Annotated in this window: 20 protein-coding genes; 5 read left to right on the top strand and 15 right to left on the bottom strand. The window is 42.9% G+C overall.

Going from position 1 to position 22,321, the window contains the following annotated elements; genetic code table 11:
- Window positions 1–11: 11 nt before the first annotated feature.
- Entirely contained in the window at window positions 12–467 is a 456-nt protein-coding gene (mscL, locus tag RBH88_RS00415; RefSeq protein WP_213691708.1) for a large-conductance mechanosensitive channel protein MscL, read from the bottom strand.
- 174 nt (window positions 468–641) lie between these two features.
- Between mscL and RBH88_RS00410 the strand changes: the two genes are divergently transcribed.
- The 5 genes from RBH88_RS00410 to RBH88_RS00390 are packed head-to-tail and all read left to right on the top strand — an operon-like array spanning window position 642 to window position 6,100.
- Window positions 642–2,309, top strand: a complete 1,668-nt coding sequence (locus tag RBH88_RS00410) for an ABC transporter substrate-binding protein (protein ID WP_307879734.1) — start codon at window positions 642–644, stop codon at window positions 2,307–2,309.
- 5 nt (window positions 2,310–2,314) lie between these two features.
- Window positions 2,315–3,289 carry an ABC transporter permease gene (locus RBH88_RS00405; RefSeq protein WP_213691706.1) on the top strand — a complete coding sequence of 325 codons (975 nt, stop codon included), beginning with the start codon at window positions 2,315–2,317 and terminating at the stop codon, window positions 3,287–3,289.
- Window positions 3,289–4,485, top strand: coding sequence for an ABC transporter permease (locus RBH88_RS00400; protein ID WP_213691705.1), 1,197 nt, complete (start codon window positions 3,289–3,291; stop codon window positions 4,483–4,485). Before RBH88_RS00405 ends, RBH88_RS00400 begins: the two co-directional genes overlap by 1 nt.
- Window positions 4,482–5,264 carry an ABC transporter ATP-binding protein gene (locus tag RBH88_RS00395; RefSeq protein ID WP_213691704.1) on the top strand — a complete coding sequence of 261 codons (783 nt, stop codon included), beginning with the start codon at window positions 4,482–4,484 and terminating at the stop codon, window positions 5,262–5,264. Before RBH88_RS00400 ends, RBH88_RS00395 begins: the two co-directional genes overlap by 4 nt.
- On the top strand, window positions 5,261–6,100 hold the full coding sequence (locus tag RBH88_RS00390; RefSeq protein WP_213691703.1) for an ABC transporter ATP-binding protein: 840 nt from the start codon (window positions 5,261–5,263) through the stop codon (window positions 6,098–6,100). The genes RBH88_RS00395 and RBH88_RS00390 overlap by 4 nt, the downstream gene beginning before the upstream one ends.
- Here RBH88_RS00390 and RBH88_RS00385 read toward each other — a convergent pair.
- The 14 genes from RBH88_RS00385 to RBH88_RS00320 form a co-directional block, all read right to left on the bottom strand.
- Window positions 6,033–7,226 carry an MFS transporter gene (locus RBH88_RS00385; RefSeq protein ID WP_213691702.1) on the bottom strand — a complete coding sequence of 398 codons (1,194 nt, stop codon included), beginning with the start codon at window positions 7,224–7,226 and terminating at the stop codon, window positions 6,033–6,035. The two genes, RBH88_RS00390 and RBH88_RS00385, sit on opposite strands and share 68 nt — an antisense overlap.
- The gene (locus RBH88_RS00380) at window positions 7,223–7,873 is read right to left on the bottom strand and encodes a ribonuclease HI family protein (protein WP_213691701.1); all 651 of its coding nucleotides are present in this window, start codon (window positions 7,871–7,873) and stop codon (window positions 7,223–7,225) included. The genes RBH88_RS00385 and RBH88_RS00380 overlap by 4 nt, the downstream gene beginning before the upstream one ends.
- Window positions 7,866–8,741, bottom strand: a complete 876-nt coding sequence (rfbD, locus tag RBH88_RS00375; protein ID WP_213691700.1) for a dTDP-4-dehydrorhamnose reductase — start codon at window positions 8,739–8,741, stop codon at window positions 7,866–7,868. Before rfbD ends, RBH88_RS00380 begins: the two co-directional genes overlap by 8 nt.
- Window positions 8,742–8,808: 67 nt before the next feature.
- Window positions 8,809–9,639: an ABC transporter permease subunit gene (locus RBH88_RS00370; RefSeq protein WP_213691699.1), complete on the bottom strand. Its 831-nt coding sequence runs from the start codon at window positions 9,637–9,639 to the stop codon at window positions 8,809–8,811.
- A 70-nt stretch (window positions 9,640–9,709) separates the two neighbouring features.
- Complete coding sequence (locus RBH88_RS00365; protein WP_213691698.1) at window positions 9,710–10,792, bottom strand: extracellular solute-binding protein; 1,083 nt, start codon at window positions 10,790–10,792, stop codon at window positions 9,710–9,712.
- A gap of 30 nt (window positions 10,793–10,822) precedes the next feature.
- A complete protein-coding gene (locus RBH88_RS00360) occupies window positions 10,823–11,866 on the bottom strand; it encodes an ABC transporter ATP-binding protein (RefSeq protein ID WP_213691697.1) in 1,044 nt (347 codons plus the stop codon).
- The gene (locus tag RBH88_RS00355) at window positions 11,863–12,348 is read right to left on the bottom strand and encodes a TIGR00725 family protein (protein WP_213691696.1); all 486 of its coding nucleotides are present in this window, start codon (window positions 12,346–12,348) and stop codon (window positions 11,863–11,865) included. Before RBH88_RS00355 ends, RBH88_RS00360 begins: the two co-directional genes overlap by 4 nt.
- A 4-nt stretch (window positions 12,349–12,352) precedes the next feature.
- The gene (locus RBH88_RS00350) at window positions 12,353–13,177 is read right to left on the bottom strand and encodes an ABC transporter permease (protein WP_213691695.1); all 825 of its coding nucleotides are present in this window, start codon (window positions 13,175–13,177) and stop codon (window positions 12,353–12,355) included.
- Window positions 13,178–13,345: 168 nt separating this feature from the next.
- A complete protein-coding gene (gene glyA, locus RBH88_RS00345; protein ID WP_213691694.1) occupies window positions 13,346–14,602 on the bottom strand; it encodes a serine hydroxymethyltransferase in 1,257 nt (418 codons plus the stop codon).
- A gap of 26 nt (window positions 14,603–14,628) precedes the next feature.
- A complete protein-coding gene (locus RBH88_RS00340) occupies window positions 14,629–15,822 on the bottom strand; it encodes a glycine C-acetyltransferase (RefSeq protein WP_213691693.1) in 1,194 nt (397 codons plus the stop codon).
- A gap of 54 nt (window positions 15,823–15,876) precedes the next feature.
- Window positions 15,877–16,836, bottom strand: a complete 960-nt coding sequence (locus RBH88_RS00335; RefSeq protein ID WP_213695196.1) for an L-threonine 3-dehydrogenase — start codon at window positions 16,834–16,836, stop codon at window positions 15,877–15,879.
- 82 nt (window positions 16,837–16,918) lie between these two features.
- Window positions 16,919–18,166, bottom strand: a complete 1,248-nt coding sequence (locus RBH88_RS00330; protein ID WP_213691691.1) for a dicarboxylate/amino acid:cation symporter — start codon at window positions 18,164–18,166, stop codon at window positions 16,919–16,921.
- A gap of 161 nt (window positions 18,167–18,327) precedes the next feature.
- Complete coding sequence (locus RBH88_RS00325) at window positions 18,328–18,984, bottom strand: response regulator transcription factor (RefSeq protein WP_307879733.1); 657 nt, start codon at window positions 18,982–18,984, stop codon at window positions 18,328–18,330.
- Window positions 18,985–18,998: 14 nt separating this feature from the next.
- Window positions 18,999–22,259 carry a sensor histidine kinase gene (locus RBH88_RS00320; protein ID WP_307879732.1) on the bottom strand — a complete coding sequence of 1,087 codons (3,261 nt, stop codon included), beginning with the start codon at window positions 22,257–22,259 and terminating at the stop codon, window positions 18,999–19,001.
- Between the last annotated feature and the right edge of the window lie 62 nt (window positions 22,260–22,321).

Raw genomic sequence — 22,321 nt, 5'->3', positions numbered from 1 at the left:
ATCATAAAATATTATTTTTCCAAAGTTGAAGTACAAGCAGGACACCGTAATGCCTTTTCTGGAATTTCAGTAAAACAATAGGGACATATTTTAACAGGTGGCTTAGGAGCTGGTGCTGGCGGTCTTCGTAGACGATTTAAATTTTTAACCAAAATAAAAACAGCAAAAGCCACAATGAGAAAGCTGATTACAGAGTTTACAAAAACGCCGATATTCATAGTAATCGCCCCAGCCTCTTGCGCTTGAGCCAAAGAAAGATATGGGCCTGGAGTTGCTCCCTCTCTGAGTACCATAAAGATATCTTTAAAATCCACATTACCAAGCGCCATGCCAATAGGAGGCATAATAACATCCTTCACTAAAGACGATACGACACCTCCGAAAGCACCTCCTATAATGATGCCTACAGCCATATCCATTGCATTTCCCTTAACTGCAAATTCTTTAAACTCCTTTAAAATAGCCATCTCATCCCTCCTTCACTAAAGAAGCATTACAAATAGTATGCCTATTATAAAACTAAAATATAGAACGTGAGTAAGGAAGCATAACGTAAACTTTTTTGAAAACTTCATAAGAATCTTCCCATTTTTTGTTAGAATAAATGAACAATGTTATATGCATTCTCCGGGGGTGAAAATATGAAGCGTTTCTTTATATTATTCAGCGTTGCTTTTCTGCTCAGTTTGTCTTTTCCCCAAGAGGGGTACAGTTTTGATATGTCTCTGTTTAGAGGCCCTAAAATCAAGGATCTGTACCTTGTCATTATTCGTGATCCTGACGCTCAGCTTTTGGCCCTCGAAAAAGATGAAATACAGATGCTTACAGATATTGCCCGTCCCGCTGATATAGAGCGATTATCACAAAATGCATCAATTCAGATGTCATTGGCAAAAGGCTTTCATGGTTTTTTCTTCGGAATGAATCTTCGAATGTTTCCGTGGAATCGGCAAGAACTCAGACAAGCTGCATGGGAAGCTATTCCCCGCGAAAAGATAGTTCGTGATCTCTTCTCAGGTTACGCAGAGCCCCTTTCCACATTTTTACCACCTGCTTCTCCCTACTATGAAAAAGATGTTATTCATTATTTTTCTGATCCGGAGAAGGCTAAAAAAAGGTTGAAAGATGCCGGTTGGACGTGGAATAACAAAGGAATTCTTACAGATCCAGAAGAACACCGAGAGCTACCTCCAATGAAGATGCTCTCTCCCACAGCTCAAGTTTCACCGACAACGGCTGAAATAGCTGAACGGATAGCAACGTCTCTACGTGCAATTGGAATTCCCCTAGAGGTAGAGCCTATGGACTTTTCAGCCATGATTGCCCGTCTTGACGAACGGAAGTTCGATACGTATGTTTTAGCATGGCAAATGACTCGCGATCCCGATTCTCTTTTCGCTTTTTATCATTCTTCCATGGATGTACAAGGCGGCTATAACATTTCTGGAATATCCCATCCTCAACTTGATGATGTTGTATCTCGACTTCGATGGGCCCCTGACGAAGAAGCAGCTCGAGAAGCAGCTTCCGAAAGCCAAAAGCTCCTTTCAGAACTTGTTCCTGTTATTCCAATTTATAGTAGATATTTTATTACGGCGGCCACATCATCGTGGAAGGGATATGTTACAACGTCTTATACGACAGCTGATAATATTTGGAGTCTTTTCCAGTTGGAACCTGCGCAGGGCTCCATGAAACCTCTCCGATGGGTTTTACTTGACGAGCCACGCTCTCTCAACCCCCTTGATACGAGTTCTGCCTACGACTGGAATGTATTGGCCTTTATCTATGATTCTCTTCTCGCTATTGATCCAGAGACGTTAACAGATCTTCCTTGGGTAGCAGAATCATGGTCTGTCGATACCGTGAAAAAAGATAAACATAATGTTACCCAACTTACATTTCATATGAAGAAGGGGATGCTTTGGCAGGATGGACGCCCATTAACCTCATCAGACGCAGCCTACACTATTGAATATCTGAAAAACCATCAATTACCCCGCTATTACGATTCGGTACGAGATGTAGAAAACATTGAAACTCCCGATGCTCAAACTCTTATTGTTACAATGAACTCTACAAGCTACTGGCATCTTCATAACATAGGAGGCCTTCCTCTCTTTCCCCGGCACGTTTTAGAGCAGGTGAAAGATTGGCGGAGCTGGAAACCATCTCAAACATGGCTTGATAAAGAGAAAAAACTAACTCAGCTTATGGGGTCAGGTCCGTTTATCTTTAGAGAATACAGGCCTGGGGAGTATGTACACCTCACGAAGAATCCTCTTTTCTGGCTCTTAAATAACCGGTGACAGAAATGAAAAGCTACTGGTGGCGACGTATCGCAGGTTCTCTGCTCGTCTTGTTTGTGGTTCTCATTTTAAATTTTTTTCTCTTTCGACTTATGCCAGGAGATCCTGTAGCAACCATGCTCGACCCTCGATTCTCTCCTGAGGCGAAGGCAGAACTATCGAAACTTTACGGCCTTGATAAGCCCTTGAGTTTTCAGTTTTTGCTTTACCTTAAGCAAATGATAACTTTTAATTTCGGCTACTCCTTTTTAACGGGACGTACCGTATGGGAAGAATTGGCAACCCGTCTTCCCAACACGATTACTCTATTGGGGAGTGCCCTCTTACTTTCAGCCTTTCTGGGAACTTGGCTTGGCATACAGGCGGCTTTAAAACGTGGTAAATGGATCGAAAAGATCGTTCTTTGGAGTGGAGCTGTCTCTTTTTCTTTCCCTTCGTTTTTTGTTCAGTTGCTGCTTCTTCTCATTTTTGCGTATGCCATTCCCCTTTTCCCTTTGCGGGGAAGTGTTTCTGTTCCTCCTCCCATTGGATTCTGGGCTCAGTTAACAGATTATATATGGCACTTAATCTTGCCTGTGGGATCGCTTGTTCTTCTGGGATTCGGGGGATGGGCTCTCTATGTTCGCAATCTTATGGTTAAAGTGCTAAGCGAAGACTTCATTCTTATGGGAGAAGCTCGGGGACTTCCTGAAAAACATATTGTCTGGAATCACGCTTTTCGTACACTGCTTCCTCCTCTTCTAACGATTTTTCTTCTTTCGTTACCTGGCATTATCTCTGGAGCCGTCATTACAGAAACAGTCTTTTCCCTCCATGGGGTAGGCCGTTTTCTGCTGGAAGCCATTACAGGGCAAGACTACCCATCGGCAGGTGCTTCCTTTTATCTTCTGGCCCTTCTCACTATCTTTTGCAACCTTGCCGCTGACCTTCTCTACGGTATAGTCGATCCCCGTGTTCGTTTCGAAAGGAGAGGGCGCTAATGATGAGCCTCTTTCGACGATGGAGTTTTTTACTTCTTCTCTTTATAGCAGTTTTGAGCATTTTGGCCCCTTTTTCATTGTCGGTTTCTCCCAACCAAGAGGTTGCACCACCTTTTTCAACACCATTATGGCTCAAGAGGAATCTTCCTCCCACAATGAAAATAACTCTTTCAGAAAATATCCTGAAAAAAAATATTGCCTGGCCCTACAATCCTCCGACACAAATTCATCTTTCAGGTGAGATAACGCTCTCTGTTCCATCTGCCCTTGTTCTCGAAACTCCGACACAAAAATTTGTTTTGCACCACTTAACTGTTGGGAAAAATACTTTTGACATAGACGGACGAGACCTTTCCTTTAAACAAAGGCTTAATTTTTCTCCTTTCGCCCAGATTCCGAGCGAACTTTTTTCAGAAAAAGGTGAATATATCTTTCGCGTCGAACCTGATTTTTCAGCTCCACCGGAAATGAGAGGAACGATAACATTTGATATTAAGGGAGGACGGTGGGGCCTTTTAGGAACCGATCAACGGGGAAGAGATATTTTTTCGCTCTTCATTGCCGGAATCCGTGTTTCTCTCATTGTGGGAATATCAGCAACACTTTTGGCCTCCCTGCTCGGCCTTTTCTTCGGTTTGATCAGTGGCTATGCCGGCGGCTGGACAGATACCATCATTATGAGGGGTGTCGATATTCTTCTTTCTATACCCATTCTTCCCATTCTTATGGTACTTGCCGCCTATTGGGGAAAGGGATTATGGCAACTCGTTCTTATCTTATCGCTCTTCTCGTGGATGGGAACAGCACGCACTGTCAGAGCCATGACTTTATCTCTCCGCGACAGTAGTTATATAGAAGGTCTTCGTGGTCTCGGCGCGCCGACCTTTTACATTCTCTGGCGACACCTGCTTCCAGAGACTCTTCCACTACTTCTGGCCAACATAGCACTCGGTGTTCCAGGTGCTATTTTAGCCGAGGCGGGAATATCTTTCCTCGGCCTTTCAGACCCCAGAATCATTTCGTGGGGAAGGATGCTTCACGAAGCCCATTCTTTCGGAGCTTTTACCCGTGGAGCATGGTGGATGCTTCTGCCCCCTGGTCTTGGCATAACCCTACTCTGTCTGATTTTTCTTGATCTCGGGAAATTTCTTGAAGAGCAGATTGACCCCCAATTGAAGGGAGCACTTAAACAATGATACAAATCATCGATCTTTCCATTACATATATAACGCCATCAAAAAGCGTATTTGCCGTAAACAACGCCTCACTTTCTATTCCCAAGGGGGAAATCATCGGTCTTGTCGGAGAATCCGGCAGTGGGAAAAGTTCTTTACTTATGGCTATTCCAAGGCTTCTTCCTTCTAATACTGAAGTCTCTGGAGCTATTCTTCTTGACGATCTCGACATTCTCTCTCTTAAAAAAGACACTCTCAATACCATACGTTGGAAAGAGATTGCTCTTATTCCTCAGGGAGCCATGAACTCTTTTACGCCAGTATTAACTATCGGGAAACATATTGAAGAGGTTTTGACGTTTCACATGGAACTTCCACCCCATGCAATAAAGCAACGATGTGAAAGGGTTATGAAAGAAGCTGGGCTTGATGCATCATATCTTAATCGTTATCCCCATGAGCTTTCGGGGGGACAGAAACAACGGGCAGCTATAGCCACAGCCTTAGCATGTAATCCAACGTTTCTTCTTGCCGACGAACCAACTACCGCTTTAGATGTCATTACCCAAAGAGAGATAGTAGAAACACTAGCTACATTAACAAAAGAGAAGGATATGGGGCTTCTTTTCGTCACCCACGACCTTCCTCTTGCTGCCCAAATCTGCGATAAAATCGCCGTTATGCATGAGGGAGAAATAGTGGAAAAGGGTTCTCCTGAAGAAATTGTGAAAAATCCGCACCATGAGCACACCAAACAACTTGTAAAAGCATTACTTCATTTGGAAGGTGAAGAGATATGACAAACACAATTTTAACGGCAAATAAGGTCAGCCTCTTCTACCCCTCAAGAGACCCTAAAATGGAGGGCATTTGGGCCCTCAAAGATATTTCTCTTATTTTGAAGCAAGGTGAAAGCCTCGCTTTAATAGGAGAATCTGGGAGCGGGAAGACATCTTTGCTTAGGGTTATTCTTGGACTCATTCAATCGACGTCAGGGTATGTAGAGCTTTTTGGCGAAAATATCAATACATGCACACACCACTCTTTAATAGAGCTACGTAGGAAATGTGGGTATGTTCCTCAAGATCCTTATGGGAGCCTTCCTCCAACTCTTTCTGTTATAGATGCCGTTGCTGAACCCTGGCTTATAGTTTATGGACGAAAGAGTCGCTTGGATGCGTATAGTAAAGCACGTCACCTTTTACATACGTTAGGTATAACTGAAGAGAGGCTGCTCTTTTCTCAAGTGCGCTTCGGCTTATCTGGAGGTCAACGGCAACGAGTGGCAATAGCCAGAGCCTTGATTCTTGAACCTCGACTTTTGCTCTGTGATGAGCCAACAAGCATGCAGGACGCTTCAACACGAAGTGAAATTATCGAAGTGCTTAACAAGAGGGTAAAAGAGGGAATGTCGATGATATTTGTTACCCATGACCTCTATCTGGCCAGAGCGGCAGCCAGCCACGGCATGGTCTTGCTCAAAGGAGAGTGTTGTGAAGAAAACAGCACAAAAACTCTTCTTACCGCCCCCCAACACAACTACACGAAGGCCCTCGTAGCTGCTCTTCCTACGCTTTCTTCCGCCATACAAAGAGACTCAAGAACAAACCTCCTGCACAACCTATACACCCCATAAAAGCCAACATATTGCCCAATCCGAAGATCGATCCGCCGTAGCTCATAAGAAAGGGGGTAAAGATAAAACCGAACTCGATAAGCAGTGTTCCTGCAGCAACTCCTTTAGGCCTAAGCCTCTCAGGAAAAATATCGGGCATAAGAGCCAATATCATTGGAAACCCAATTCCCATTCCTAAACCATATATTGCTCCCAATAGGAAGAAAGAGTGGTTAGAGGAGGCAAAACGTGTCACGATAACAATAGCCCCCATTAAGGCTATGGTAAAACCGCTGCCAATTTTTCTATCAAGCTTATCCATAAGGCGAATGGCGAAAAGACGTAAAAGAAGGGCAACTCCGGCATTGGCAGCCATAAAGGAAGAAGCAATCAAGCCGCGAGAACGGATAAAAGCTGGCATATACTGTAACGTGGAAGAATTGAGGAAAGACCACGATAAAAGGGTGAGCACAAGAGGCCAGAAACCCGGAACATAAAACATTTCCTTCCAGCTTCCCCAATTTTCTTCTTGTTCAGAGCTACTTTGTGTCAAGTATGTATCCTCTGTCTCTTTACTTTCTTTTTTGAGATCTTTCAATCTCGGAAGCTGTTTTGACACTGCAAATGTTGCTATAGCAATAATTGGAGCAAGAGTCAGGAAGGCAAAGGTTCCTACTTTAGAAAGGAAAAACTCACTCAAAGGAAGCACTGAGAGTTGCGGCAAAACATAGGCAATGGCTATCCACGCATAGAGACTCCCTCGGCGTTCCGAAGGAATACTCAAAGCCTGATACGTGGTTACGGCGACCATAACTATTCCATAAAAAAGCCCCACACTCCCCCGAATAACCATAAGAGAGCTAAAAGAGTTAAAGAAAAGAAAGGGGAGAGAACAAACAAAAAGCAATAGAGAGGCAAAAAGAAGGCTTTTGCGAACACCAATCCTCTCGCTCATCAGGCTTCCAACAGGACGGATCAGAGTTGAAGCCACGCTGAAGATACTCATAAGCCATCCTGTCAAAGCGAGAGAAATACCTTGTTGCTGCAAGGCCACGGGGTACATAAAAAACATAGAAACATAGGCCTGCCCAAGATAGGTTACGAGCCAGCAGAGCCAAAACGTTCTACGATCAAGGGTTGTTGTCACTTCATGTTCATCTCCTGCGACTTCTTTTTCAATGCTGCATCCAAATGCTTACATCGTCTGCGATGCACAAAAGCAGGACACGTACACGCCCTATGAAGAATATCTACGGCATAATCTTCTGTACCATGAGCGATGAAAAGAGTGTCAGTAATCTGCTCAAGGAGGGAAAGGTCAAATTCAACACTTCGATTTCGCCCTGTTTCTACCTTATCAACCACTTCTACAAATTCTATTGTTTCCATCTTCTTCGCACCGTAGTGGTCGTCTATCGCCTCGTTTGAGAGTCTGTCAGCGTCACTATTTTCATTTCTCGGAACCCATTCATAAGAAAGATTTTTTCCACGCGACAACTCTTGGGCCCTCTGCCAGAGTTCTTTAAGATGAAGGCTATTAATCTTCCATTCCTTATTCATTTGGCAAACAACAAGACGACTATCCCCTCGGATAGTAACACGCTGAAATCCCCTATTATCAATTTCCCGAAGCAACATAAGAAGAGCTTCATATTCGGCTTCATTGTTGGTTTTGGAGCCAAGATAGAGCTTTTGTTGCCAGATAATATGATTATTTTCGTCGTATAAAAGGGCCCCTGCCCCTGCATCGCCAGGATTGCCCCGTGATGCACCATCAAAATGACCTTTAAGCATCGTCAATATCACCATTTTTCTGTCCAATAGACTTGAGAAAACGCAATGTTGCATCTTCCCAGCGAGGCATGTATATACCTAATGTATCGAGAGGGAAAGGATCAAGAGCGCTCATAGAGGGCCTTTGCGCAATGGGTCTGAACTCATCGCTCTGGACCTGATATATATTCTTTGTCACACCAAGCTCTTTCAGCGCAAAAGAAGCCCAATCATATTTGCTGCATCGCCCACTACACGAAAGATGGTAGACTCCCCATGCACGAAGAGATAAGAGATCCATCACTCTTTCAGCAAGGTCTGGAGCATATGTCGGGCTTGATATCTGATCTGATACAACTTTCAATTCGTTTTGTTCCCGACTCAATCGCAAAACCTGTTTCAAAAAGTTCGACTCTTCTTTTCCCTCAGGACCAAAAAGCCAGCTTATTCGTACAATAAGAAATCGATGGATGTGATTTTTAACAAAATCTTCACCCAGAAGCTTTGTTCGGCCATAGACGTTAATTGGATCGGGAGTGTCAGCAATGGTCCATGAACGTACGCTTTTTCCATTAAAAACATAATCTGAACTGAATGTCACAAGGGGAATGTTCTGTTCTTCTGCTGCTATAGCTAAATTTTTAGGGCCAATAGCATTAACAAGATACGCATCTCGCCAGTTCTGTTCTGCCCCATCTATATCGTTCCAGGCTGCGCAATTTATGATTACATTGGGCTGATCTTCATGTATTCGTCGCCGAACTCTGGAAATATCCGTTATATCTAGTTCCTGACGGGAATAGATGGTGAAAGGCAGGTCTTCTTCCTTAAAAAGACGCTGAAAGGCAAAAGCTAACTGGCCGCCACCTCCCGTTATAAAAAACTTCATGCCTCTCCCCTCCCTAGTGGTAGTATTCAAAACATTCTATCACAATGAGAAGGGGATTTTAGAAGAGCTATCTTTCCTTGGCGGCAAAAAAGCGCTCGTAAAGCATGATAACCAGAGTGGTTACCACGGCAAGAACAACGGCTATGGCGTCAGCCCGCCCAATATCTACAGAAACTTCTGAAACGTGAGTATAAATAACAAGAGGAAGTATTTTAACTCCTGTTCCCGTAAGAGCAAAAGCTGTACCAAAAGCTCCCATACTTACCGCGAAAAGAAGAGACGAACCTGCAAATATTGCTGGCCCCAACATGGGCAGAAGAACTTTAAACAGGATAGTGGCACGTGAAGCACCTAAATTCACCGCAGCTTCAATAAGGCTCCAGTTTGCGTTACTCCATGCAGCTGTCATGGTAAGAATCATTCGAGGGATCAAAAAGTAGAGATACGCAACAACAAGACCTCGCCATGTGAAGAGAAAGGCTGAAAATTCTAAAGCATTAATTCCAAAAAGACGACTGAATATCATGGTAATGAAGCCGCTCGTTCCTAAAAGGATAATAAACATGAAACCAATAACGAGGCCACTGAAGGTAAGAGGAACAGCTGTAAGAGCCATAAGAAAACGATGAAGTCTCCCTTTGCTCTTATAAACAACGTATGAAAGAGGTAGTCCGATAACAGTACCTAACACAGCAGTAGAAAGAGAAAGCATAAGGCTTGTTCCCAGAGATTCTCTATAAAGTTTTTTCGTAAAAATCAAAAGATAATTGGCAAGAGAGAAACCTCCATCCACAGTCACACTTTCTCCAAAAACCAAGACAAGCGGATATATAAGAAACACCCCCAACAAAAGAATAAGGGGCATCAGAAATAAAAAAGCTGTGCTTCGTCGTTCCACCTACGTTCAACTCCTTCAAAAAGAGGGAAGCGGCAAAAAAGAGAGCCGCCTCCCTTATTTATTGCTATTTCTAGTTTTCGCCTAAAACCTTGCTTCCCCATTTCTGGGCAGCTTCTTTCTGAACTTTCTGAGCGGCAACCCAGTCTACATTCTTCGCCTTCTCGTACTCAGAAGCAGGAAGGAACTTATCTACAACTTCTGCAGGAAGCTCTACGTCGTCACGAATAGGACGTACATATCCTTTGGCAAAGGTCTGCTGGCCTTCGTCAGAAAGAATGTAGTTCAGCCACAATTTAGCACTGTTTGGATTGGGAGCACCTTTGGCCATGCTTATGGCATAAGGAGATGTAATTGTTCCTTCTTCTGGAATCACTATTTCTACGTCATCACCAAGACCGGCAATATATTTTGCACGATATCCGTTCCAGTCGTAGGTAATCCATACTGGAATTTCTCCCTTAATGAACTTATCAAAGGGCGTAGTCTTCTCGATCATACGTACATTATTGCTCTTTTGAAGTTCGGCAAGATAGTCGATACCAGGGTCAAGATTCTCTATAGATCCACCATGAGAATAGGCTGTAGCAATTACGATTGCATATCCGATTCCAGCTGTTCGAGGATCAAGATATACGATGGATTTTTTAAATTTGGGATCAAGAAGAGCCTTCCATGAAGTAGGGGCCTCTTTTACCAATCTCTTGTTGACTACGAAAACTACAGTCCCTTTGTGAATAGAGAACCAGTTTCCTTCGGGATCTCTAAGGATTTCAGGAATTTTATCGAAGTTCACTGGTTTGTAAGCCTGAGTTACGCCTCGTTCCTTTGCAAGGGCACCGAAAGGCATAAAGTAATACGCTGTGTCAGCCTGAGGGTTATTAAGCTCTTTCTCAAGGCGAACAACAGTAGCTCCACTGCCCAGGTCGTTATAAACAAGTTTGATACCATAACGGGCTGCAAAACCATCGAAAAGGCCCTTCCAGTTAGCCCATGTAGGCCCTGTATCGTAACTGCTCAAACCTTTTTCCTGTTTTGCCATTTCCCAAAGTTCCTTTTCTCCAGCATACATTTCCTGGTCAAAAGCAAATGCTGCCCCACCAACAAATGTAGCTAAAGCCATTACTAAAAGAGCTAGAATAGCTATTTTTTTCATTGTTTCTACCTCCCTTGATATTTTTTATTTTTATTCTAGAACGTGCCCATCTTCCGGAGTAAAAGTCAAATGAATGGTTGAGCCCATTTCAACAGAAGTCGTTTGCATGTTAAGAGCATCAACCAATAGGCGTTCTTCGCCTATTGCCACGGCAATACGAGAAAGAGGGCCAAGAAAGACTCTTCCTTCAACAACTCCAGTAAGCACGTTATTATTTTCTATAGTTTCTGCAATCTTCAACCGCTCTGGACGAATCATAATTTTATACTCTCCTGAAGGACGGTTGTTCAGACAGGCCAAACGCACTTCCGTGTCTCTCCAGCGTCCACATCCACTTCCATCGCTTGTTATGCTTAAGATATTATTTACCCCAACAAAATCAGCCACAAAGAGAGATTGAGGAGCTGCATAGATATCCCAAGCCGTACCTACCTGCTCAATTTTCCCTTTGTTCATAACGGCGACTCTGTCTGAAATAGAAAGGGCTTCCTCCTGATCGTGCGTTACGTAAATTGTCGTGATTGCGCTCTCTCTCTGTATTTTTTTAATCTCAAAACGAAGGGCATTTCTTACCTTTGCATCAAGTGCGGAAAGAGGCTCGTCTAAAAGGAGAACATCCGGACGTATGGCCAAAGCTCTTGCCAAAGCTACACGCTGTTGTTGACCGCCCGAAAGTTGGCGAGGAAAAGACCTCTGCTTGTCAGCCAACCCCACCATCTCTAAGAGCTCCAATACTCTTTTTTCTATTTCAGATGCAGCTACTTTACGAACTCGAAGTCCAAAGGCAACATTCTCAAAAACATCCAGGTTGGGGAAAAGGGCATAATTCTGAAATACGAGGCCAACCTGACGATTTCGGGGCCCTGTATTCGTCTTATCTTCTCCGCCGATAAAGATGTGCCCTTCTTCAGGGGCAAGAAAACCGGCAATAAGTCTAAGTGTTGTTGTTTTTCCACAGCCTGAAGGGCCGAGAAGAGAAAGAAATTCTGCTTTTTCAACACTCAATGATATATCGTTTACAGCCGTAAACCGACCGAATCGTTTTACGACGTGTTGAAGGTCTACATTACTCACTCGTTTTCGTTCCTTTCTTCTTTAAGTTTTTCTAAAGCCATAGCTACGGCTTCTTCAGGCGTTTGAGCATGAAGTAATGGTGCAGGCTGCCCATTTTCGTCACAAATCTGCCATGTTCCGAGAGCAATTACAGTGCGCCCCATTTTGAGGGCAAAACCTATCTCTGACAGAGTTCCATAGGCCCCTCCAATAGAGATAACCACTTCTCCAGAGGAAACCACAACAGTGTTGCGAGCTTCACCAAGACATGTAGACAGAGGAAATGTTACCCATTTATTGGCTTCAGAACGGTCTCCCGGCAAAATCCCGATGGAAAGTCCGCCTTTTTCGGCCACTCCTTTACACACGGCCTCCATAACTCCACCGCGTCCTCCACAAACCACTACACAGTTATGCTCCGCAAGAAGCCGGCCTACTTGATACGCATTGTTCCAAATAGCCTGATCTGCGGTAGATGTACCGATTACACTAACTATTCTCATATTTTCAACTCCCAAGAAGGGTCTGTTTGTGTCCTGATTTACCAAAGAGTGCTCCCAATCCCATAACTCCGAAGAGGGAGAAGAGTGAAAGTCCGGCTAAAACTGTCGTTGCTGCACAAGCAAAACCAGTACTTACATAAAATGCCTGATATAAAACTACGGGGTATGTTTGACTTTGAGATCCTGTAAGCATTACTGAAAGCTGAAATTCTCCAAGGGACATAGCAAAAGTCATAAGAGCTCCGGAAACAAGGCCCGGTAATAAATTAGGAACCAGAACCCTTCGCATCATTATCATGGTATCGGCACCAAGAGATGCCCCTGCTTCTTCTAAGGTTTTCCAATTGATAAGATCCATATTTGCCATGAGCGGACGAAGCATAAAGGGAAGGGTATAGACCATATGAGCTACTACCAAGATTTGCCACGTTCCGATAAGGGAAAACCCTGGCCAGTTGAAAGCCTGAATCATACCCAATCCCATGACTACAGGAGGAATGGCAATGGGCAGAAGAATTGTAAAGTTGAAAAGAGAACGTAACCATCGCTTATCTATAATGTGCACTGCATAAACAGCGGGAAGGCAAACAAAGGCATTTCCAATCACTGTTAAAAAGGCAACAACAAGGCTTCTCTTCAAGGCATCAATATACATTGGTTGAGAGAAAAGTTCTTTATACCATGACCACGTAAAACCTTCGGGAAGCAGCGTTCCAAACCATTTGGCTCCAAAAGAACCAACGAGTATGAGAAAAATGGGAGCCAGAACATATGTAAAATAAACAACACCTAATGAAAAAGACAACGAACGACGAACAAACGAATGCAAAGTGTTTCCTCCATTTTCTTACAACATTTTATTTCTGTATCTCTACAAAGTTTCTAGCGGAATCCGGACCAAAGAATACACTGTAAGGTCAAAATCTTCAAGTTACAGGTCTGTAAAAAAATAAGGTCGGGAATAAATCCCGACCTTAAAAAGAAAAGAGTGTCGTTTTTATAGCCCTGCGTAGAGGGGATATTTTCCACAGAGCTCAAGGACTTCTGAGCGAATTCTTTCCAACACCTTTTCGTTTTCTACGTTTGTTACAACATCATCTATCCATTTTGCAATCTGTTTCATTTCTGCTACACCGAATCCTCGCGTTGTAACAGCTGGCGTTCCAATTCTGACGCCACTTGTAATGAAGGGGCTTTGAGTATCGAAGGGAACAGTATTCTTATTGGCAGTGATACCCGCCTTATCAAGAGCAGCCTCTACCGCCTTACCTGTTACTCCACGACTTGTAAGATTGATGAGGATCAGATGATTATCTGTTCCTCCTGAAACAAGATGGAAATTATGCTGTTTCAATTCTTCTGCTAAAACTGCGGCATTCTCTATAACTTTCTTCTGATACTCTTTAAATGAAGGACGAAGAGCTTCTTCAAAAGCCACTGCCTTCGCCGCAATGATATGCATAAGAGGACCACCCTGCATTCCGGGGAAGATACTCTTATCAAGATCCTTGGCGTATTGCTCTCTGCACATGATCATTCCACCGCGGGGACCACGCAGAGTTTTGTGCGTTGTAGTCGTTACAAAATCACAGAAAGGAACTGGGTCTTTATGAAGGCCAGCAGCGACCAGGCCTGCTATATGAGCAATATCAAACATGAGAAGAGCGCCAACTTTGTCGGCTATCTCTCGAAACTTTTCCGCATCTATTTCGCGAGGATAAGCACTAGCGCCACAAACGATAAGCTTCGGATGATGTTCAAGGGCAAGGCGTTCTACCTCTGCAAAATCTATTGTTTCTGTCTCTTTATTTACTCCATAGGGAATGATGTTATAAAGCTTTCCAGAGAAATTAACAGGTGAACCGTGGGTCAAGTGCCCACCATGAGCCAAATTCATGGCCAATATGGTATCTCCAGGCTGCAAACATGTGAAGTAAACTGCCATATTTGCCTGGGAACCAGAGTGAGGCTGAACGTTAACATGGTCGCAGCCAAAAAGTTTTTTGGCACGATCCCGAGCAAGATTTTCTGCTTCATCGACAATGTGGCATCCACCATAATAGCGATGTGCAGGGTATCCTTCCGCGTACTTGTTTGTCAACACAGATCCCATTGCGCACATAACTGCAGGGGACACAAAATTTTCCGAAGCTATTAACTCTATACCATGCTCCTGACGTTCTCTTTCCCTAGTTATAACATCGGCTATCGCTTGATCTGTCTTTGTAAGTTCTTCCCATGCTTTTTCAAACATACAAAACCTCTCCTTTCACTCTACGCCTATCTTGATGATGAAATGATCTTCATTTCCTCCCCAACAAGCTGAAATTTCTCAAGGGCAAAATCAAGATCTTCTCGTGTATGTGCAGCCGAGACCATCACTCGAATACGAGCTGTTCCCATAGGTACCGTGGGGAACGTAATGGCACTGGCAAATATTCCCTCTTCAAAAAGTCGGGCACTAAACTTCTTTGCATCAAGAGCTTCTCCAATAATAACCGGGGTAATCGGAGTTTCGCTATGTCCGATATCGAATCCCATATTCTTCAAGCCCTCTTTAAGATAGCGACCATTCTCCCACAGACGTTTCACTCGATCTTCGCTCTTTGAGAGCTCTTCAAGAGCTGCCATATTTGCTGCAAGATCGGGAACTGTCATAGCGCTGCTGAAAAGATTGGGGCGAGCTTTTTGACGCATATAGTCAATAACATCCGCATTACCCGCTACAAATCCTCCAACAACACCAAAAGCCTTTGAGAGCGTTCCGACTTCTACATCTACTCGACCGTGAAGATTAAAATGATCAACTATCCCTCGTCCGCCTCGACCAAGAACTCCTTCTCCATGGGCATCATCAACCATAATCATGGCACCATGTTTTTCTGCTACTTCAACAAGTTCTGGCAGAGGAGCAATGTCTCCGTCCATAGAGAAGACACCATCTGTAATAACAAGCTTATGGCAATCATGTTTATCATATTTCGTCAGCTGAACATCAAGGTCTTTGGGATCCGCATGTTTAAAGCGTACAATTTCTGCCCTGCTTAAACGGCATCCATCAATAATAGACGCGTGATTCAACTCGTCGCTAAAAATAAGATCGTTTTTATTAACAAGTGTTGGAATAGCTGCGAGATTGGCGCAAAAGCCAGATTGAAGCAACATTGTCGCTTCGGTTCCTTTAAATTCCGCCAACTTCTTTTCAAGTTCAAGATGAAGAGCTAATGTTCCGGCTATTGTCCGAACTGCTCCCGGACCAACTCCCCATGTATCAACATATTTCTTTACAGCTTCTTTAAGAGCCGAATCGTTACAAAAGCCCAAATAGTTATTAGAGCAGCAAGAAAGATATTTCTTCCCGTTCATTTCGACCCAGGCTCCTTGGGGACTGGAAATTACAGGAATATTCGTATATAAACCTTCCCGCTTCAATCTTTCGAGTTCTTCCGTAATAAAAGCTTTTTGTACCGTCATACATCCTTCCCCCTTCTTACGAGTCACATGTAACTCGGTCTTTACTCTTCTTTCTTATTTTGCTTTTTTAAGAAGTTTCTCCTCTAAGTGAACCAACATATCTTTCGTCATCTTATCAAGATCATATAGAGGGTTAAATCCCCACTCTTCATGGGCCGCACTCACATCAAGAGAGTTAGGCCACGATTCGGCTATAGATTGACGAACAGGGTCCACATTATATCCAAACGTAAAATTGGGCATAAACTTTCTGATAGAGGCAGCTATTTCTTCAGGGTCAAAACTCATAGCAGAAATATTAAAAGCATTACGGTGCTTCAGTCGTGATGAATCCGCTTCCATAAGCTGTATTACTGCATCAATGGCATCTGGCATATACATCATGTCCATATAGGTGCCTGCCGCAATAAAAGAATCATAATGTTTATCTGTTACAGCTTTATAGTAAATTTCTACCGCATAATCCGTTGTTCCTCCACCTGGTTCCGTTTCATAAGAAATAAGGCCGGGGAAACGCACTCCTCGTGTATCGAGATTATATTTTTTATGATAGTAATCACAAAGAAGTTCTCCCGCCACTTTTGTAATGCCATACATAGTTGTTGGCCGCTGGATTGTATCTTGTGGCGTGTGATCAAGAGGGGTATTAGGCCCAAAGGCCGCAATGGAACTTGGGAAAAATACAGAACACCCTTTTTCTCTTGCAATTTCCAAAGTATTAAAAAGTCCACCTGCATTTATTTGCCAGGCAAGCTGAGGTTTCATTTCTCCAACAGCCGAAAGAAGACCTGCCAAGTGCATAACGGTATCTATATTATATTTTTCCACAAGATTGGCAAGAGCATCGCTCTCTCGAACGTCAAGAATTTCGAAGGGGCCATCGCCGAGTTTTTCCACACCTGCTGTCTTAATGTCTGAACCTACAACATGAGCAGCTCCATACTGTGAACGTAACTTTTTAACTAACTCTGTTCCAATTTGTCCCAAACACCCTGTAACTAAAATGTTTTTCACTACTCATTCCTCCTTCACAATTCATTATGATGAATTGCTAAAACAAAAAGAAGGGACCTCCGAAGAGGTCCCTGAATATACCTTATTCTGTATATGCTCCTGACGTTGACGTCGACGTTGACGTCGTCATAGTTGATGACGATGACGACGTTGATGTTGATTCTTTACCTGCAATCTTATTTACAATCAAAGCGATGGCTCCATCACCTGTGATATTACATGCCGTGCCAAAACTATCCTGTGCCAGATAGAGTGCGATCATAAGCGAAAGCATAGTGGGATTGAAGTGAAGCATTGATTCAAGCACCCCCAGAGCTGCCATAACAGCACCGCCCGGTACTCCAGGAGCGGCAACCATTGTTACGCCAAGCATGATGATAAAGGGGAACATTGTCGCAAAGGAAAAGGGCATTCCATGAAGCATCATGACGGCCAATGCGCAACTCGTTAACGTTATTGTACTTCCTGAAAGGTGAATTGTAGCACACAAAGGAATAACAAACTGCGCAACACGTGGAGACACATTATTCTGTAACGTCTGTCTTAACGTCACGGGAATTGTAGCTGCGGAAGATTGTGTTCCGATAGCTGTCAAATAGGCAGGAATCATGTTTTTAATAGCTTTGAACGGGTTGGTCTTTGCTACTGTACCAGCCACAAAATACTGTAAAAGAATAATAGCAACGTGAAGAGCGATAATAACCACATACACTTTGAGGAAAACTGCCATTAACATCTGAACTTCACCAGCCTGGGTCATATTGGCAAAGATACCGCAAATATGTACAGGAAGAAGAGGAATAATAATGGCACTGATAAGCTTCTCTATAATATTCTGGAACTCGTGCATTACTTCATTAAGACGTTTCCCATCAATAACGGCCATACCAATACCCAACGTGAAGGCAATGAGCAAGGCACTCATAACCCCCATGAGTGGCGGCATTTCAACTTTGAAATAGGGAGCAAGAAGCGCTTCTCCAGGGTTTGATGCCGATGCCAGCATACTGCCCTCCTTTATGATATTGGGGAAAATGATTGAATCAACTCCATAAGCTAAAGAACCTGCTATAAGAGTTGAAACATAGGCAAGCACCACGGTAACTAACAAAATTTTACCGGCACTCTTCCCCAAGTCGCCAATACCAGGAGCCACAAATCCAACAATGATAAGAGGAATAACAAAGCCCAAAAAGTTACCAAAAATCCCATTAAACGTAGCTAAAACCCTTATCACCACTTCAGGCATAAAAGAACCGATTATAATACCTAAAATAATAGCGATGATAAGACGTGGAAGAAGACCTAGCTTTTTTTTCTTTTCCTGCATGCGACTGCACCCTCCTTTGTATTGTACTGCATTTACCAATAATAGGTACAGCCTTACCCTCTAACCATCGGAAAAGAACTGAAAAAAACAAGCTTCGTTTTCACAAAAGCTGATTTTTCTCAGCAAAACAGGAAACAGACAATAGTACCTAAGAACTACAACTAGTGCTGACTCGGAGAAACGAGCCCCTTTCGAATAGCATATTTTACCAGATCAGCTATAGTTTCAAGCCCTAATTTTCGCATAAGGTTCTGTCTGTGGGTTCCTACCGTTTTAATGCTTACATGAAGCAAATCGGCTATTTCTCTGTTCGTTTTGCCTTCTGCAAGATACATCAACACTTCCCGCTCTCTCGTTGTCAATTTTTCTTCATTCGGAGAGGAACCTTGCTGAACAAAATGAATGTACATTTTTGCAACGATGTCTGATACACTCGGGCCAAGATACACCCGGTCATTATAAACTGTTTTAACAGCTTCAACCAACTCGGAGGAAGCACAATCCTTCAATAAAAATCCTTTTGCGCCAGCTTTAAACATCTCAGAAATAAAGTTTCTATCAGCATACATAGACAAAGCAACAACCTTTGTTCCTGAAGCCCTTTTTTGAATTTCTTCGGTTGCCTCAATACCGTCCATTACAGGCATTTTAATATCCATAACAACAATGTCGGGGCGTAAAGATTCCGCAAGAGCAACTGTCTCTGAACCATCCTTGGCTTCAGCTATAACTTCTATTTCAGGATGTCTGCTTAAGAGAAGCCGCAAGCCTTCACGTACAATCTGATGATCATCTGCAAGTAAAACCCGTATTGCCATGGCAAGATACCTCCCTATACATTAAAGGAATCAGCCGGCACAAAAAGGGTGATTCGTACCCCTTTGTTTTCCTTTGACTTAATAATCATATAGCCTCCCAGAGAACAGAGTCGTTCTCTCAAGCTAAAAAGCCCAAATGACTGCTTATTGGTTATTCCTTCATCTATATTATGCGTATCAAAACCTCTTCCTTCGTCACAGACTGTCATCCGAATCATCTTTCCAGAATACGACGTTTTAACATACGCCTTATCAGCACCAGAGTGTTTAGCAACATTAAGCAACAATTCATGAAGGGCCCTGAATAAAAATGCCTTTAAATCATCGCTCATTTCTTCTGGTAACCCCTGGTTTTCATATAAGATACTTAGACTGTAGTTTTCCTGCATCTTTTCGGCAAGCCACTCTACTGATGCAGCAAATCCCAAACGATATAAGATAGGGGAGCCTAACTCGAAAGTGAGTGTTCGAGTGCTCTTGATAGATTCCTCAAGAGAAGACAGTATTGCCGTCACTTCGTCTTTTTGAGAATCATCGTTTATTCCCTCTTGAAGCAATGCCAGTCGAATCTTTGTTAAGGCTAAATTCTGACCTATGGAATCGTGAACTACTTCCGCTATTCTACGTCTCTCTTTTTCTTCGGCCATAGAAAGAGCAGAGGCGAGGCTTCGCAATTGATTTCGATATGTTTCTTCATGATTTCGAGCTTCCTCAAGTTTTTTATTTATAAAACGTAATTGTTCATTTGTTCGTTCCGTTACAATACGTAGCCGCTGCTCCGTCTCTTTTTCCTGCCTGTTCATAAGATATTTTCGAATAAACCAGAGTAAAGCGAGAAGGAGAAAGCCATATCCAGTATAAGCGAGAGGCGTCTTCCAAAGAGGAGGGATTACCTCAATGTCGAGTTCCGTTCCATCCTGATTCCACACTCCATTATTATTTGAACCTACAACTCGAAAAGTATATTCCCCCGGAGGGAGGTTAGTATAATAAGCAAAGTGCCTGTTTCCAGCATTGACCCAATCTCTATCTAGCCCTTCAAGTTTGTAGCGATATTGGTTAGACTCAGGGTGTGTATAGTCAAGAGCCGAAAAGTCTATTGAAAGAAATTTATCGCTATAATTTAATATAACCCGTCGTCTTCCTCCCGCAGCCCAAAAAGGCTGAACTGGCTTGTTCATTACAAGAACCTCATTAATAACAATAGGCGGCACATGAGAATTTTCCCAGACATCTGTTGAAAAAAAGCTGTTACATCCGTTGATACCACCAAAATACATTCGGCCAAAAGAATCCTTAAAGGTCGCTGAGGCATTAAACTCTTTTGCTTGAAGGCCATCCCCAAGATTGTAGTTTCTTACCGTATTCATTCTGATGTCATAACAAGAAAGTCCATTGTTCGTACTTATCCATAAGTTGCGGTAGTTATCTTCCAAAATGCCTCGAATCGAATCTCCCCTAAATCCATCTTCTTTTGTTAAGAGCAGAAATTTTTTGCTGGTTTCGTCGAATTGGCATAACCCCACATCTGTGCCCAGCCAAAAAACGCCCTCTCTATCTTCATAAATAGAGAAGATCCGATTGGCAGGAAGACTCTTGGAATTAAGAGGATCATTTACATAGTGTTCTACTCTGCCTTCAACGGGGTTAATTCTAAAGAAGCCGTTATTTGATGTTCCTATCCATAAATTATGGCGGCTGTCTTCAAAAAGACACGATATGATATCCTCTCTTAAATACGAAGCTTCGTCTGCTGACCAGGGAATGGCTTCAAAAAGGCCTGCTTTTCTAACGAAACGATAGAGACCTTCTGATGTTCCTACCCAAAAGGTACCTTTAAAATCTTCTAAAAGTGTCGTGATCTTATTCGATCCCCCAAATGAAGACGGGAAAAGAGTATTTTCATAAGTCGTAAAATTGCTATCTACCTTGTTATAACGACAGAGTCCTCTGTCAGTTCCTATCCATATGTCGCCTGCTTTGTCTTGAAAAATAGAAAAGACCCTATTGCTCGCAAGACTATGCTCATCATCTATATCTGATAGAAAATGTTGTGTTTCACCTTCCTTGGAAATAAGCTTCACTCCATTTCCAAATGTTCCTATCCAGAGATTATCGTACCCTTCTTTATAGATGGCATAGACATTATCTCCTGCAACTTCACGAAGAAGAAAAGATTTACCGTTATATCTCTGAAAGGGACGTTTCAAATGAAATTTTTCAATGCCTTTGGAGTGGGTTCCCAACCAGACGATGCCAGTGAGGTCTCCCAGAAAGATTGTATCTTTTCTGTCTCCGTGTATAGAGAGTATTTTATTGTCCCGCAAAGCCCTGGGATTATTTTGCTCATGACGATAGACAAGGGCCTCTTCCGTTGCACGGTCAAAACGCAGTAAACCTCCGCCATCAGTAGCTATCCACACATCTTCAAAGATATCTTCGTAAAGGCCTGAAATGGCATGAATAGAAACATCTTCTCCCTTCTCTTTTAGGGGAACTTCTTCAAATTTTTCCTCTTGGGGGTAGAATCGATAGAGTTTTCCAGAAGCGGTACCAATCCATAAGAAGCCTTTTCTACCCTCAGTTATGGCAGTAACAGGTAGGGCTTCTTTTGAATGAGCATAATATGGGATAAACGTATCTCGTTTCGTGTGGAAGTTCAGTGCCTTATTGGTACCAACCCACAATTGATGCTTTGAATCAACATAGAGGTTTAACACTCCCTCTCCGCTAAATCCTGAAGAATCATCATCAAGGTATATATTCCACGTCTCTCTTTCAGGGTCAAAACACCCCAGACCATTCTGAAACGTACCAACCCAGATATACCCCTTTTTATCTCCTATTACATGAGAAATGAGATCGTCAGGTGGAGAAGAAGCATCTTTCGAGTATCTATATGATTGAAAAATTTCTCGAGAGGGATCAAATCTATTAAGACCCCCTCCAAATGTTCCTATCCAGAAAATACCATTTTTATCTTCATAAAGAGACGTGACCATATTGTTCGAGAGACTATTTGAAGAAAAAGGTTCATGACGGTAAACCCTGAAACTATACCCGTCATAGCGATTTAAGCCACCATTTGTTCCAAACCAGAGATACCCTTTATGGTCTTTTAGAATAGTATTTACTGTCGTTTGCGAGAGTCCCTCCTCAAGGGAGAGATGTTCGAAAATAATCTCATCCCGTCCTTGAGCAGAGGAAGGCAAAAAAAGCAACAGAAAGAAAAGGCTTATGAGAAAAACCTTATTTCTTATCTTGAGCCACGTCACATATGTGCCCCCTTGAATAAAGGTAGAATGGATATTGCCTATTCTATCATGATCACTTATAG

This window comes from Aminobacterium sp. MB27-C1 (assembly GCF_030908405.1).
GTDB lineage: Bacteria > Synergistota > Synergistia > Synergistales > Aminobacteriaceae > Aminobacterium.
Note: the sequence above shows the minus strand (reverse complement) of the source record. Positions and strands in the feature narration are given on the sequence as shown.

Bases quoted from the DNA above. Each gene is read 5' to 3' on its own strand.
- RBH88_RS00380 (WP_213691701.1), bottom strand. From the start codon at position 7,873: ATGCTTAAAGGTCATTTTGATGGTGCATCACGGGGCAATCCTGGCGAT.
- RBH88_RS00395 (WP_213691704.1), top strand. From the start codon at position 4,482: ATGATACAAATCATCGATCTTTCCATTACATATATAACGCCATCAAAA.
- RBH88_RS00365 (WP_213691698.1), bottom strand. From the start codon at position 10,792: ATGAAAAAAATAGCTATTCTAGCTCTTTTAGTAATGGCTTTAGCTACA.
- glyA (WP_213691694.1), bottom strand. From the start codon at position 14,602: ATGTTTGAAAAAGCATGGGAAGAACTTACAAAGACAGATCAAGCGATA.
- rfbD (WP_213691700.1), bottom strand. From the start codon at position 8,741: ATGAAGTTTTTTATAACGGGAGGTGGCGGCCAGTTAGCTTTTGCCTTT.
- RBH88_RS00330 (WP_213691691.1), bottom strand. From the start codon at position 18,166: ATGCAGGAAAAGAAAAAAAAGCTAGGTCTTCTTCCACGTCTTATCATC.
- mscL (WP_213691708.1), bottom strand. From the start codon at position 467: ATGGCTATTTTAAAGGAGTTTAAAGAATTTGCAGTTAAGGGAAATGCA.
- RBH88_RS00405 (WP_213691706.1), top strand. From the start codon at position 2,315: ATGAAAAGCTACTGGTGGCGACGTATCGCAGGTTCTCTGCTCGTCTTG.
- RBH88_RS00390 (WP_213691703.1), top strand. From the start codon at position 5,261: ATGACAAACACAATTTTAACGGCAAATAAGGTCAGCCTCTTCTACCCC.
- RBH88_RS00400 (WP_213691705.1), top strand. From the start codon at position 3,289: ATGATGAGCCTCTTTCGACGATGGAGTTTTTTACTTCTTCTCTTTATA.
- RBH88_RS00410 (WP_307879734.1), top strand. From the start codon at position 642: ATGAAGCGTTTCTTTATATTATTCAGCGTTGCTTTTCTGCTCAGTTTG.
- RBH88_RS00325 (WP_307879733.1), bottom strand. From the start codon at position 18,984: ATGGCAATACGGGTTTTACTTGCAGATGATCATCAGATTGTACGTGAA.
- RBH88_RS00340 (WP_213691693.1), bottom strand. From the start codon at position 15,822: ATGACGGTACAAAAAGCTTTTATTACGGAAGAACTCGAAAGATTGAAG.
- RBH88_RS00355 (WP_213691696.1), bottom strand. From the start codon at position 12,348: ATGAGAATAGTTAGTGTAATCGGTACATCTACCGCAGATCAGGCTATT.